The organism is Microbacterium sp. NPDC055521, from assembly GCF_053619695.1.
On sequence record NZ_JBSHJX010000003.1, the window covers coordinates 222,016 to 235,238 of the forward strand.

At 66.6% G+C, this 13,223-nt stretch carries 12 protein-coding genes; 8 read left to right on the forward strand and 4 right to left on the reverse strand.

All coding sequences use genetic code 11. The features are described 5' to 3' along the window. Nucleotides 1–2: 2 nt before the first annotated feature. The 8 genes from yidC (at nucleotide 3) to ACWGSM_RS04655 (ending at nucleotide 7,843) form a co-directional block, all read left to right on the forward strand. Nucleotides 3–1,067 (forward strand): membrane protein insertase YidC, encoded by a 1,065-nt coding sequence (gene yidC, locus ACWGSM_RS04620; RefSeq protein ID WP_452321787.1) that lies wholly within the window; start codon nucleotides 3–5, stop codon nucleotides 1,065–1,067. After that, the gene (locus ACWGSM_RS04625) at nucleotides 1,067–1,552 is read left to right on the forward strand and encodes a Jag family protein (protein ID WP_452321788.1); all 486 of its coding nucleotides are present in this window, start codon (nucleotides 1,067–1,069) and stop codon (nucleotides 1,550–1,552) included. Before yidC ends, ACWGSM_RS04625 begins: the two co-directional genes overlap by 1 nt. A gap of 118 nt (nucleotides 1,553–1,670) precedes the next feature. Further along, nucleotides 1,671–2,297, forward strand: a complete 627-nt coding sequence (rsmG, locus tag ACWGSM_RS04630; protein WP_452321789.1) for a 16S rRNA (guanine(527)-N(7))-methyltransferase RsmG — start codon at nucleotides 1,671–1,673, stop codon at nucleotides 2,295–2,297. Nucleotides 2,298–2,859: 562 nt separating this feature from the next. After that, nucleotides 2,860–3,165 carry a GIY-YIG nuclease family protein gene (locus tag ACWGSM_RS04635; RefSeq protein ID WP_452321790.1) on the forward strand — a complete coding sequence of 102 codons (306 nt, stop codon included), beginning with the start codon at nucleotides 2,860–2,862 and terminating at the stop codon, nucleotides 3,163–3,165. An 878-nt stretch (nucleotides 3,166–4,043) separates the two neighbouring features. Further along, nucleotides 4,044–4,925, forward strand: coding sequence for a ParA family protein (locus tag ACWGSM_RS04640; RefSeq protein WP_452321791.1), 882 nt, complete (start codon nucleotides 4,044–4,046; stop codon nucleotides 4,923–4,925). Further along, complete coding sequence (locus ACWGSM_RS04645; protein WP_452321792.1) at nucleotides 4,925–5,908, forward strand: ParB/RepB/Spo0J family partition protein; 984 nt, start codon at nucleotides 4,925–4,927, stop codon at nucleotides 5,906–5,908. Before ACWGSM_RS04640 ends, ACWGSM_RS04645 begins: the two co-directional genes overlap by 1 nt. A 186-nt stretch (nucleotides 5,909–6,094) precedes the next feature. After that, entirely contained in the window at nucleotides 6,095–7,543 is a 1,449-nt protein-coding gene (locus ACWGSM_RS04650; RefSeq protein ID WP_452321793.1) for a sugar porter family MFS transporter, read from the forward strand. A gap of 9 nt (nucleotides 7,544–7,552) precedes the next feature. Next, entirely contained in the window at nucleotides 7,553–7,843 is a 291-nt protein-coding gene (locus ACWGSM_RS04655; RefSeq protein WP_177243789.1) for a tryptophan synthase subunit alpha, read from the forward strand. 85 nt (nucleotides 7,844–7,928) lie between these two features. Here ACWGSM_RS04655 and trxA read toward each other — a convergent pair whose 3' ends face one another. From trxA to ACWGSM_RS04675, 4 genes are all read right to left on the reverse strand, one after another. Further along, nucleotides 7,929–8,252, reverse strand: a complete 324-nt coding sequence (gene trxA / locus ACWGSM_RS04660; RefSeq protein WP_204974995.1) for a thioredoxin — start codon at nucleotides 8,250–8,252, stop codon at nucleotides 7,929–7,931. 91 nt (nucleotides 8,253–8,343) lie between these two features. Continuing rightward, a complete protein-coding gene (gene trxB / locus ACWGSM_RS04665; RefSeq protein WP_452321794.1) occupies nucleotides 8,344–9,318 on the reverse strand; it encodes a thioredoxin-disulfide reductase in 975 nt (324 codons plus the stop codon). A gap of 154 nt (nucleotides 9,319–9,472) precedes the next feature. Next, the gene (gene murJ, locus ACWGSM_RS04670; RefSeq protein WP_452321795.1) at nucleotides 9,473–11,092 is read right to left on the reverse strand and encodes a murein biosynthesis integral membrane protein MurJ; all 1,620 of its coding nucleotides are present in this window, start codon (nucleotides 11,090–11,092) and stop codon (nucleotides 9,473–9,475) included. Next, on the reverse strand, nucleotides 11,089–13,203 hold the full coding sequence (locus ACWGSM_RS04675) for a DUF6049 family protein (RefSeq protein WP_452321796.1): 2,115 nt from the start codon (nucleotides 13,201–13,203) through the stop codon (nucleotides 11,089–11,091). Before ACWGSM_RS04675 ends, murJ begins: the two co-directional genes overlap by 4 nt. Between the last annotated feature and the right edge of the window lie 20 nt (nucleotides 13,204–13,223).

The following is a 13,223-nucleotide window of genomic DNA, read 5'->3' on the forward strand; positions in this document are numbered from 1 at the left end:
CAGTGGGTCTTGACCTTCTGCTCGCGAACTCACCCTCGCCTGACCCGAACGCCGGCGGTTTCGACCTGTTCGGTGTCATCCTGTGGCCGTTGAAGTGGGCCGTCGAGCTCATCCTCGTGGCCTGGCACTGGCTGCTCACGGCGATGGGCATGGCCCCGGCCGAGGGCATCACCTGGGTGCTGTCGATCGTCGGCCTGGTGATCGTCGTGCGCGCGGCGGTCTTCCCGCTGTTCGTGAAGCAGATCAAGAGCCAGCGGAAGATGATGGAAATCGCTCCTGAGCTGCGAAAAGTTCAGGAGAAGTACCGCGGCAAGAAGGATCAGCTCTCTCGTGAGGCGATGAGCCGCGAGACCATGGCGCTGTACAAGAAGCACGGTACGACGCCGATGTCGAGCTGTCTTCCCCTGCTCGTGCAGATGCCGATCTTCTTCGCTCTGTTCAGCGTGCTGCGCGACGTGGGGATGCACGCCCAGGCGGGCAGCGGCGGTGTCGGCCTGCTCAACACCGAGCTGACCAGGGAGTTCTACGACGCCAAGCTCTTCGGCACGGTGTCTCTGCACGAGACCCTCGGCGATGCCTGGAATTCCGGCAACACTCCGGCGATCATCCTGCTGGCGATTCTCGTCGTTCTGATGATCGTCTCGCAGTTCTTCACCCAGCTGCAGATCATCTCGAAGAACCTGTCGCCCGAGGCCAAGACCGGCCAGGCGTATCAGATGCAGAAGATCATGCTCTACGTGCTGCCGCTCGGCTTCATCTTCTCGGGTGTGTTCTTCCCGCTCGGTGTCGTCATGTACTGGTTCGTGTCGAACCTGTGGACCATGGCGCAGCAGTTCCTCGTCATCCGTGAGATGCCGACCCCGGGGTCCGAGGCGGCGAAGGCGCGCGAAGAGCGCCTGGCACGCAAGGGCAAGGCGGTCAACGCGCAGGGCAAGGTCGTTCCGATGTCGGTGTACGAGGCGGAAGAGCAGCGCAAGTTCGAGGAGCTCGAGAAGGCGAAGGCCGAGACTCCCAAGCGCGAGCAGCCGATGAGCAAGAAGCGTGCGAAGAAGAAGGGCTCCAACTGATGATCGATGACGTGAAGACCGACCCCACGCTCGAGGAGCTCGAGCACGAAGGCGACGTCGCCGCGGACTTCATCGAGGAGCTGCTCGATATCGCCGACATCGATGGCGACCTGAACCTCGACGTGCGCCAGGGGCGCGCGTACGTCTCCGTCGAGGCGGAGGGCGATGGGCTGTCGGTGCTGTCCGAGCCCGATACCGTGCAGGCGCTGCAGGAGATCACGCGACTGGCCGTGCAGAGCCGGACCGGCGCGTTCTCGCGGCTGATCCTCGATATCGGCGGATCTCGCGATACGCGCCGGCGTCAGCTGGAGCAGCTGGTGGATGCCGCGGTCGCCAAGCTCGAGGCGGGTGCGACCCAGGCGTCTCTGCCGTCGATGTCGAGCTACGAGCGCAAGCTGGTGCATGACATCGTCTCGGAACGTGGCCTCACGTCGGAGTCGTACGGAGACGGTGCTGACCGGCACACGGTGATCTCCCGCGGCTGATGTTTCACGTGGAACGTGGGCACACGTTCCCTCGCCAGCGGGCTTTCCGGTCGTTGAGCGAGCGCAGTGAGTCGAAACGCCCTCCCCCGCATCTCCCCCGAGTTCTAGGATGCTCTTCATGACCACCCCCGACGTCGAGTCCGAACCTGCGGTCGCAGCTGAGTTGTTCGGCGATCGCATCGATCTGGCGCGGCGGTTCACGGCGGACCTCGTGGCTGAAGGTGAGTTGCGAGGTTTGATCGGCCCCCTCGAGTTGCCGCGCATCTGGACGCGTCACATCTTGAACTCGGCCATTGCCGCGCCTCTCTTCTCGGGTTCGGTCGCAGATGTCGGCTCCGGTGCGGGCCTGCCCGGCCTCGTTCTGGCGATCGGCCGCCCGGACGTGCAGTGGACGCTGATCGAGCCGATGGAGAGACGTGTCACCTGGTTGAACGAGCAGGTTGACGCTCTAGGCCTGGATAGCGTGCGAGTGATGCGGGCGCGAGCCGAGGATGTGGGTCTTGAGTTCGACGTAGTCACGGCTCGTGCGGTGAGCGCGATGCGCACGCTCGTCCCGATCACTGCACCGCTGGTCAGAGACGGTGGCGAGCTGATCCTGCTGAAGGGGCACAACGTGCCCGCCGAGATCGATTCGGCGCAGAAGGTGCTGAAGAAGCACAAGGTGACGGATGTCTCCGTCCAGGTGTTGGGGGAGAACCTTCTCTCCGAACCGACGCGTGTCGTCCGCGCCCGCGTCCGCGCCTGAACCCCCGCGATCGTCGAGCGAGCGCAGCGACTGCAGACATAGCGCGGATTTGTGTTTCACGTGAAACGTCCTAAAGCACCCCGCATCCCCGGTCGTTGAGCGAGCCCAGCGAGTCGAAACGCCCCTCACCGCTCCCGGAGCTCGAACGGCCCCTTACGCCCGTGACCGCCACGCGTCCGATGCGTTCACGTGAAACGCCCGCAGCTCGCGGTCGTTGAGCGAGCGTAGCGAGTCGAAACGCCCCTCGCCGTCACGTGGGCGATGCGTTTCGGGTGAAACGCCCGCGTCCCCCGGTCGTTGAGCGAGCCCAGCGAGTCGAAACGCCCCCACATCCCTCGGTCGTTGAGCGAGCGCAGCGAGTCGAAAGGCACCCACCGGAACGTACCGGAGTGCGACTCCTCGTTACATGAGTGCACGCTTGATTCGACCAACAGATGATCCCGCTGTGCAGTCCCGAAGATCGCTTTCGATTGCTCCTGCACAAAACGTGTCGTAGATCAACTTGTTCAGATCGCCGGACCACCGGCGTTGGTCGGCCGGGCGCTGACTCTACAGTTCCTTTATGGCCGGCTATACCTACATTCTGCGATGCGCGGATGGAACCTTCTATGCGGGGAGTACCAAGCACCTTGACGATCGACTGGCAGCGCATCAGCAGGGTTTAGGTAGCGACTACACGACGGACCGCCGGCCGGTGGAGTTGATCTGGTGGGCCGAGTTCGATCGAATTGACGAAGCCTTTGCCCTAGAGAAGCAGATCCAGGGATGGAGTCATGCCAAGCGCCTGGCATTCATCGAAGGGGGGTTCGCTGCGCTCAAAGGGTGGAGCGCTCGCGAGCGTGCGCTTCGATCGTCGGGGTCGCGATGAACGGCGGCGTTTCACGTGAAACTAGATCATCACTATGTAGACCTGGTTCTCATCACCGTTGACCGTATGAGACGGTCGCTGGGGTTCAGGTCGACAGTTCGGCTCGTCGCTGCGCTCCTCGCTCAGTAACCGGGCGAGGAGAGCTTTCGACCGCACGCTTCACGCGAAACGGGCGCTTGCCTTGTGTCGTAGCGCTTCTTGGCTACTGAGCGGCGGGCGGCGGGTGTGCGGGTTCCGGGCATTTCTACTCGTCGCTGCGCTGCTCGCTCAACGACCGTGGCGTGAGCGGCAGTCGTGCGACACGGGCTTCACGTGGAACGGAGACTTTGATTTGTCCCTGCGCTCCTCGCTCAATGACCGAAAGTTTGAGGAGAGCCAGTCGACGCACGTTTCACGTGTAACGGGTGTTTGCTGGTGTCGCTGGGCTCTTTCTTGGTGAGCGGACGGGGAGTGGGGCTGAGTGCCCGGGCATTTCGACTCGTCGCTGCGCTCCTCGCTCAATGACCGTGGGGTGAGCGGCAGTCGTGCGACACGTGTTTCACGTGGAACGGACACTTTGATTCGTCGCTGCGCTCCTCGCTCAGTGACCGGGGGTGGAGAGAGACGGTCGACGCACGTTTCACGTGAAACGGGTGTCTGGAGGGTATCGCCGGCATCTCGGCTACTGGAGCAAGGGCGTCCGGGTTCCGGGCATTCGACTCGTCGTTGCGCTCCTCGCTCAATGACCGGGGGGTGGGGGGCTCTGCTCAATGAGCGGGGGAAGGGAGAGGCGGCGGGGGAGTAGGGGAGAGATCACGTAGAGTGGAGGACGGTCCCGAAAGGAGTCGATGTTTCACGTGAAACCATCCGACAACGCATCGCCGAACCAGGATTTCGGGATGGATACCCCGCTGGCTCGGGAACTCGCAGACCTCTCCTCACGGCGCAAGGCGCTCAAGACGGTCGAGGTCGAGTTCAGCGGGGATACTCGCATCTTCACTGTGTCGAACCAGAAGGGCGGTGTGGGAAAGACCACGACGGCCGTCAATCTGGCATCCGCTCTCGCTGATCTCGGGGCGAAAGTCCTGGTAGTCGACCTCGACCCGCAGGGGAACGCGTCGACGGCGCTCGGAGTTACTCACTCCGCAGACACCAAGAGCATCTACGACGTTCTGATCAACGACCTCCCGTTCGGCGAGATCGTTCAGGATAGTCCCGAGTCCGGGAATCTCCGCTGCGCCCCCAGCACGATCCACCTCGCGGGCGCGGAGATCGAGCTCGTATCGCAGGTCGCACGCGAATTCCGTCTGCGTCGTGCTCTCGAGGAGTATCTGCGCGACAACTCCGTCGACTTCGTCATCATCGACTGCCCGCCCTCCCTCGGATTGCTCACCATCAACGCGTTCACCGCGGCATCCGAGGTGCTGATCCCCATCCAGTGCGAGTACTACGCGCTCGAGGGCCTGAGTCAGCTGCTCGGCAGCATCCAGATGATCCAGAAGCACCTAAACCCAGAACTTCACCTGTCGACCATCCTGCTCACGATGTACGACGCGCGCACGCGCCTCGCCCAGCAGGTCGCCGACGAGGTGAGAACCCACTTCCCTCAGCAGGTGCTCAGAGCCGTGATCCCGCGCTCGGTGCGGGTATCCGAAGCCCCGAGCTTCGGACAGACCGTCATCTCGTACGACAGCACGTCGGCGGGGGCGGTCGCCTACAGGGAAGCAGCAGTCGAGATCGCGCAGCGCAAGGATTCCGCCGCGCAGAACAAGGGAGCATGATGGCCAAGCGCACTGGACTGGGTCGGGGAATCGGCGCACTCATCCCCACGACGGATCAGGCGGAGCGCCCGGTCGACGTCTTCTTCCCCGGCGCGACCAAGGTGAAGACGGATGCCGCGCCCGCACAGCCCGAGAACACCGTCACCGTCACCGACGAGGCGGAGCTCTCGCAGGTGCCCGGCGTGCGACTGATCCAGGTCGACCCGAACAGCATCGTTCCGAACCCCCGTCAGCCGCGCACGCACTTCGACGAGGATCACCTGTCCGAGCTCGTGCACAGCGTGCGCGAGTTCGGCGTGCTGCAGCCGGTGATCGTTCGCCAGAACGCAGACGGCGAGTACGAGCTGATCATGGGCGAGCGTCGTACTCGCGCCGCTCGTGAGGCTGGCCTCGCCACGATTCCTGCGATCCTGCGCGAGACGGCCGACGAGGATCTGCTGCGCGATGCTCTTCTCGAGAACCTGCACCGATCGCAGCTGAACCCGCTTGAAGAGGCATCCGCGTACCAGCAGCTGCTCGAGGACTTCGGCATCACGCAGGAGCAGCTCGCCACCCGCATCGGCCGCTCGCGTCCGCAGATCAGCAACACCATCCGACTGCTGCGTCTGCCGCTGCCCGTGCAGCAGCGCGTCGCAGCCGGAGTGATCTCCGCGGGCCATGCCCGTGCCATCCTGTCGGTCGAGACGCCCGAACAGATGCAGCGCCTCGCCGACAAGGTCGTGAACGAAGACCTCTCTGTGCGCGCCACCGAGGCCGCCGCGAAGACCCTGCCCACCACGTCGACACCTGCCAGCAAGCCCACCGCCGGGGCGCGCCGCGCGTACCTCGACGAGGTCTCGCACAAGCTCGGAGATCGCCTCAACACGCGGGTGCAGATCGCTCTTGGTGCACGAAAAGGCCAGGTGAAGATTGAATTCGCGTCGATTCAGGATCTCAACCGGATTCTCGCCGAACTCGGCGAAGAGGAGTTCGGATCGCGCTGATCCGGGTCGATCACGACAACCGCCGAGAGCACCGGGTACGCCCGGTGCTCATCGGCCATTCTGGGCGTACGCCCAGCCCCGAACACACCAGAACCCTCCTACCGCTTTCCACGCCCGCCCGCACGCCCCTTTCAGCCCGTGCACTCGCTCCGCTAGCATCCGGAGCACCGGAAGAGGAGGGGCATCATGACACACCCAGCAGGCACAGGTCCGGCTGACGGCATCCGTCGACGCGTCATCGGGGTGAGCATCGCGGCGGCGCTCGGAGGATTCCTCTTCGGCTTCGACACCGCGGTGATCAACGGAGCGGTCGACGCCCTTGCCGGGGCGTTCGATCTCGGTGTGGGACTCAAGGGCTTCGCCGTGTCGTCGGCACTCATCGGCTGCGCAGTCGGCGCGTGGTTCGCCGGCCCCCTGGCCAACCGGTTCGGTCGCATCCCCACGATGATCGTGGCGGCGGTGCTCTTCCTCATCTCGGCGGTCGGGTCAGGCCTTGCGTTCGGGGTGATCGACCTCATCATCTGGCGCGTGGTCGGCGGCCTCGGCGTCGGCGCCGCATCGGTCATCGCCCCGGCCTACATCGCCGAGGTGTCACCGGCGCACGTCCGCGGCCGGCTCGGATCGCTGCAGCAGCTCGCGATCGTCACCGGCATCTTCGTCGCACTGCTCTCGGATGCCCTTCTCGCGAACGTCGCGGGCGGCGCGGCGGAGCCGCTGTGGGGGCTGGATGCCTGGCGCTGGATGTTCATCGCCGAGGCGATCCCCGCGATCGTCTACGGAATCATGGCGATGCGCCTGCCCGAATCGCCACGGTACCTCGTCGCACGCGGCGACGTCGACAAGGCAGCCGAGGTGCTGACCCTGGTCACCGGCACCATCGACGTGAAGGCGAAGATCACCGAGATCACCGGAACGCTCAACACCGAGCGCACCGAGTCGCTGAGCGATCTGCGCGGCCACCGCTTCGGACTGAAGCCGATCGTCTGGGTCGGGATCCTGCTGAGCATCTTCCAGCAGTTCGTCGGCATCAACGTGATCTTCTACTATTCGACGACCCTGTGGCGGTCGGTCGGCTTCGACGAGTCGAATGCCCTGACGATCACGGTCATCACGTCGGTGACGAACATCGTCGTGACGATCATCGCGATCCTGCTGGTCGATCGCGTGGGTCGCCGGCTGATGCTGATGGTCGGCTCGATCGGCATGACGGTCACGCTGGGACTGATGGCCGTCGCCTTCTCGTTCGGGACCCTGGACGCCGAGGGCGCGGTCACCCTTCCCGACCCGTGGTCGACGATCGCTCTGATCAGCGCCAATGCGTTCGTGGTCTTCTTCGGCGCGACTTGGGGCCCGCTGGTGTGGGTGCTGCTGGGGGAGATGTTCCCGAACTCGATCCGCGCCGGCGCTCTCGCGGTGGCTGCGGCAGCGCAGTGGGCGGCGAACTTCTTCATCTCGACGACCTTCCCGGCGTTCGCCGAGATCGGCCTCACCTTCGCGTATGGCTTCTACGCGTTCTTCGCGCTGCTGTCGTTCTTCTTCGTGTACTTCAAGGTCGCCGAGACCAAGGGGAAGGAGCTCGAAGCGATGACCGAGGATACGAAGGTCGAGCGTCGCACACGCACTCGGCGCTCGTAGAATTGTGTGGTGATCCCCTCCTTCCCCCGCCGCGCCAGTCTCGAAGTGCTGCGCGCAGAGGCGGGGGACGAGCGCTCGGTGCTGGTGCACGAGCGGCTTCGGAGCGGAGAGGATCCCTGGGACTTCATGTCGGAGCTGCCGTCGGTCGACGAGCTCGTGGTGCTGCTGCTGCGCACTGACGTGTACGAGGACCGGGGTGGGAATCCTCGTGATCCGCGGTGGAATGACAGCGTGCTGCGCAGCATCGCGCACGAGTATCCCGAGCTCAGCACCACCGTCTGGCGGATGCTCGCGGCGTAGAGTCACGCGGCTCACTCGGCGGGCGTGGATGCAGAAGAGCCCGCCACCGCGAGGTGACGGGCTCTTGAAGAACGAGAGCTCAGGCTCAGCCGATGAACGGCGCGAGGTCCTGCTCGAGCGCGAACTTCGGCTTGGCGCCGATGATGGTCGTCTTGACCTCTCCGCCCTGGAACACCTTCATCGCCGGGATCGAGGTGATCTGGTACTTCATGGCCAGATCGGGGTTCTCGTCGACGTTGAGCTTGAGGATCGTGATCTTGTCGGGGTTCTCGGCCTGGATCTCGTCCAGCACGGGCGCGACCATGCGGCACGGTCCGCACCACGCGGCCCAGAAGTCGACCAGCACGGGTCCCTCGGCCTGCAGCACGTCCTGCTCCCAGGTCGCCTGAGTGGTTGCCTTGGCAGTCATGGATTGTCTCCTTGTTCGGTGTCCACCTGATCGAACGTCAGACGACGCGATTCTGTTCCCGCGGCGGCGTGGGCCACCGCGTCGAGGTGTCTCAGCCGACGATGATCTCGGCGGCCAGCGCCGCCGGCTCTTCGACCGATGCGTCTTCGAGGTCGGCGATGAAGTGCTCGGCATCGAGCGCCGCGACAACGCCTGATCCTGCGGCGGTGGCGGCCTGACGGTACGTCGGGTCGATCACGTCGCCGGCGGCGAACACACCGGGAACCGAGGTGCGCGACGAGCGCCCGTCGACCCAGATCGTGCCGGCGTCGGTGAGCTGCAGCTTGTCGTGCACGAGGTGGGTGCGCGGGTCGTTGCCGATCGCGACGAACACGCCGTCGACGGCGAGCTCACGGGTCGAGTCGTCGACGGTCGAGCGCAGACGCACACCGCTGACCGAGTCGCCGCCGAGGATCTCGTCGACGGTGCTGTTCCAGATGAACTCGATCTTCTCGTTGGCGAACGCCCGCTCCTGCATGATCTTCGATGCGCGCAGGGTGTCCTTGCGGTGGATGACGTACACCTTCGAGGCGAAGCGGGTGAGGAAGGTCGCCTCTTCCATGGCCGAGTCGCCACCGCCGACGACCGCGATCTCCTTCTCGCGGAAGAAGAAGCCGTCGCACGTCGCGCACCACGAGACGCCATAGCCCGACAGGCGCTCTTCGCCCTCGACCCCGAGCTTGCGGTAGGCCGAGCCGGTCGCGTAGATCACCGTCGACGCCTCGTGCACCGCACCGCTGCCCAGGATGACCTTCTTGACGGGTCCGTCGAGCTGAAGCTCGGTGACGTCGTCGTACAGAACCTCGGTGCCGAACTTCTCAGCCTGCGCCTGCAGCTTGGCCATCAGGTCGGGTCCCTGGATGCCGTCGGGGAAACCGGGGAAGTTCTCGACGTCGGTCGTGTTCATCAGCTCGCCGCCGACCTCTACGGTGCTGGCGACCAGCAGCGGCTCGAGGTTGGCGCGCGCCGCGTAGATCGCGGCGGTGAAACCGGCCGGGCCGGAGCCGATGATGATGACCTGACGCATGTGCTCTCCTAAGGCTGCGGATGTCCGGCGGGCGCGGGGTGATCCGCGTCGTCTGCTTCAACCCATGGTAACCGGGCGGCATTCCCGCGCGCCGGGAGAGCCGCCGCGCAGGACGACGAGTCCGGATGCCCGATGCCGCCGCCCTCGACGGGTCTCAGCGTCGCGGCAGAACCCGCGTGACGAGCCTGCGGGCGACATCCATCTCGGGCGCACGCAGCACCAGCAGCACGAGCGCGTAGACGACGACGGCGACGAGGCCGATCACACCGGTGCCGACCGCGCCGAGCAGCTTGTCGATGAACGTCGATCCGGTCTGCCCGGCGGCCCATCCCCGGTCGGCGCCCAGCAGCAGATAGGTCCCCCATCCGGCCAGGCCCGCGGGCACGGCGGCGATCACGAAGCGGCCGAGAGAGAGCAGCGTCTGCGGCAGCTCGAGACCGCCGAGACGGTGCCGCAGGATGAGCACGGCGATCACCGTCTGCACGAGCCCGGCGAACGACTGCCCCAGGGCGACCGCGGCGGCGAGCTGGCTGAGCGGCGCGACCGCGGCGGCGAGGTACGACAAGCCGATGATCAGGCCCACCTGCACGAGGGTGAACACGAACGGGGTGCGGGTGTCGCCGAACGCGTAGAACGCGCGCTGCACGATGAACAGCAGAGACAGCGGCAGCAGACCGACGAGATAGCAGATCAGCACGGGGGCCGCGGCGACGGCATCCGCGGGGCTCTCGGTGAAGATGCGCGTGGCCGGCACCGCGGCGACGGCGAGGGCGATGCCCGAGCCGACGATGAACAGCGACACGACCCGGATGCAGCGGGCGATGTCGGAGCGCACTTCATCGCGCCGGTTCGCGTGGGCGTGCTCGGCGATCTGGGTGAAGTACGGGGTGCCGATCGAGATCGCGAAGATCGAGTACGGCAGCATGAACACCAGCCAGGCGGCCTGCATCATGAACACCGAGGGGTAGTCGCCCGACGAGTCGGTGACGACGCGGGTCTGGATGAGTCCGGCGATCTGCCCCGCGATCACCATCAGGAACGTCCAGCCGGCGAGCGTGCCCACCTGGCCGAGGCCGACGCCCTTCCACCGGAAGTCGGGGCGCAGGTGCAGACCCGTGCGACGCCAGGCGAAGAGCAGCAGCAGGGCCTGCACGGCGATGCCGAGCGTCGCGGTGCCGCCGAGCACCGCGATCATCGTCGGATCCCAGACATCCACCCGGCTCTGGTTGTCGCCGAACAGGGCGATGAACACGAGGAATCCCGCGATCGAGACGATGTTGTTCGCGACCGGGGTCCACGTGTACGGCCCGAAGACGCGCTTGGCGTTGAGTGTCTCGCCGATCAGGGCATACAGCCCGTAGAAGAAGATCTGCGGCAGGCACCAGAAGGCGAACGCGATCGCGAGGGCCATCTGCTCGGGGGTGAAGTTCGGGCCGTACAGCGCCACCAGCCACGGGGCGGCGAGCATGGCCAGCACAGTCGCGCCGAGGAAGACGACCGTGCCCAGGGTGAACAGCTTCGAGATGTACGCCTGCCCGCCGTCGCGGTGGCTGGCGGACTTCACGATCTGCGGGATGATCACCGCGGTGAGGATGCCCGTCTGGATGATCGTGAAGACGTTGTTCGGCAGCTGGTTTGCGACACCGAAGGCGTCACCCGCCTGGCCGATGGTGCCGATCGCGGCGACCAGCACGATCGTTCGCACGAGACCGGTGATGCGGGAGATCAGCGTCCCCGCCCCGAGGATGGCGCTGGCGCGGCCGAGACTTGTCACTGCTCTCCTTCTGCGGGCCCGTTCGGCCCCTGCGCCTGGTGCAGGGCATCCGCTCTCCGGCGACGAGCCATCCGCACGCTGCCGACGATGAGCAGCAGCACGATCACTCCACCGAGGATGACGAGGCCGATGCCCTCCCAGTCGGCGCGCAGCGTGACGTCGGCGACCTCCGGCTGCCCGATCGGCACGCCCGTGGGGCTGTTGAGCCAGAAGGTGACATCGACACGGCCGCTCGCGACGCGAGCCTCGATCGGCACGTCGACGCGGGTCGAGCTCGAGGCGAGCGCCGTCACCTCGGTAGCCGGCTGGATGTCGAGACGGTTGACGGACGGTGTGCTGTACAGCGTGACGGTGACCGGCCACGGCAGGTCGTTGCGCACCCAGACGGGAAGAGGTGCGGCCGAGGTGAACAACTGCACGGGCTTCGGCTTGACCACGGTCACCGAGGTGAGGGTGGTGCTCACGCGCTTCGTGTGGGCGGCGACCTGCTCGGCGAACTCCTCGTCGTTGAGGCCGACTCCGATCACCCGCAGCGTGCGGATGCGATCCGGGACGAGCAGCACGGCCGGCTCGTCGAGGATCGTCGCGAAGGCGCTGAGCCGGTCGGCGGCGGCCAGCATGCTGTTCAGCTCTGCCACCCTCGCACCGGCAGTCGTCTCGGTGAGTGAGACGGATGCCGGATCGCCGGCGCGCAGTGTGCTGAGCGTCGCACCGGGGCTGGCGAACGCGACGAGGGCCTTGCGCAGCGCTTCGGGGGAGCGGGTCTCGGATCGATCCAGTGCGACGGCGGTGAGGGCGCTGCGCTGCTGGGCGAAGAAGAGATGCCCGGCGACCGCGGCCATCCCGGCATCCGCCGCGGCCGGATCGGTGTGCTCGACGGCCGCCGACAGGCGCGCGGACGCCGCCGCGTCGGTGATCATCAGGTCGCGCGCGTCGACCGCGCTGTGCACGGCAGCGTCGTCGCCCTGCACCGCGGTGGAGGGCAGGATCGTGGTGACCTTGTCGCCGAGGTAGGCGCCGAAGGCGGCGAGATCCTGCTCGGTCACCGACGGGCGCGGCCAGAGGATGCTGCCCTGCGCACCGCGCACGGCCGTCAGCTCACTGCTGTCGGGCAGTTCGGGCTCGGCGGTGGGGATGGGCGTGGGGGTGGGGTTCGAGGTCGGCTCGAGCTTAGGATCCACGGCGGGGAAGTCGGCAGGGTCGAGAAGCGGGGTGAGATCGGGCGTGCCGAGCAGCTCGGAGCGCCCGTCCTGAGCCTGCACCGTGGCATCCGCATCGCCGAACTGCAGGGTGAACATGTCGTTCGGCAGCGCCTCGAAGCGCTCCAGCCACTGGCTGGCGCTGATGGGAGCGCGGTCGCCGAGCACGCGGATCGATGCGGGGATCGCCGGATCGATCGCCAGGATCGCGCTGGTGCCGGCGACGGCGTCGATCAGCTCGGCGAGAGAGCCGCCCTCGGCGGTGAGGGTGCTCAGCTCGTCGGCCGAGAGCAGTGCGCCGTTCTCGGGTGTCGCGGTGACCGGCACGATCACCGCCGTGCGGGCGTCGGTGGGCGCGGGAACGACGAGCACCGATCCGGTGGTGACGCTCAAGGGCACGGTCTTGCCGGCTGCATCGGTGGTGGTCGTCCCAGTGAGCCGGGCCCGGAGCGGGTAGACGCCGGGCGCGAGCTCGCCCAGCGCGGCGGGCTCGACGGTCAGGTCGACCGTCTCGTCAGACCCGTCGGCGACCGCCGGCGAGCTCTCCACGGCCACGGGGCGGAAGGCGCCGCCAACGGTGTCGTCGTCGAGCCAGGCGTTGAGCGCGGCGCCGTCGGCGAGGGGAGTGGTGTTCAGCTCGACGCTGAGGCTGCCGGCGGTGAGGTCGCTGTCGGTGGGGTTCTCGATCGTGACGCTGCCGAGCAGCGGGGCGCCGAGCGCCGCCTCACCGGTGTCGCCGACCGAGAGGAACATCTCGACGGCCGCCTTGGCCTGCTGCTCGGCGTCCGCGTCATCGGCGACCGCCGGCGAAGCGGCGGTCAGGCCGAGGGAGCCGACGACGAGGGCCGCGGCGAGGCGGCTCAGCAGCCGCCGCGCGCGCGGGCGTCGGCCTTCACGGAGTTTCGAGATCATGAGTGCGGGTCGCCGGATGC

Bases quoted from the DNA above. Each gene is read 5' to 3' on its own strand.
- ACWGSM_RS04625 (WP_452321788.1), top strand. From the start codon at position 1,067: ATGATCGATGACGTGAAGACCGACCCCACGCTCGAGGAGCTCGAGCAC.
- ACWGSM_RS04675 (WP_452321796.1), bottom strand. From the start codon at position 13,203: ATGATCTCGAAACTCCGTGAAGGCCGACGCCCGCGCGCGCGGCGGCTG.
- ACWGSM_RS04635 (WP_452321790.1), top strand. From the start codon at position 2,860: ATGGCCGGCTATACCTACATTCTGCGATGCGCGGATGGAACCTTCTAT.
- ACWGSM_RS04640 (WP_452321791.1), top strand. From the start codon at position 4,044: ATGGATACCCCGCTGGCTCGGGAACTCGCAGACCTCTCCTCACGGCGC.
- trxB (WP_452321794.1), bottom strand. From the start codon at position 9,318: ATGCGTCAGGTCATCATCATCGGCTCCGGCCCGGCCGGTTTCACCGCC.
- trxA (WP_204974995.1), bottom strand. From the start codon at position 8,252: ATGACTGCCAAGGCAACCACTCAGGCGACCTGGGAGCAGGACGTGCTG.
- rsmG (WP_452321789.1), top strand. From the start codon at position 1,671: ATGACCACCCCCGACGTCGAGTCCGAACCTGCGGTCGCAGCTGAGTTG.
- ACWGSM_RS04650 (WP_452321793.1), top strand. From the start codon at position 6,095: ATGACACACCCAGCAGGCACAGGTCCGGCTGACGGCATCCGTCGACGC.
- ACWGSM_RS04645 (WP_452321792.1), top strand. From the start codon at position 4,925: ATGGCCAAGCGCACTGGACTGGGTCGGGGAATCGGCGCACTCATCCCC.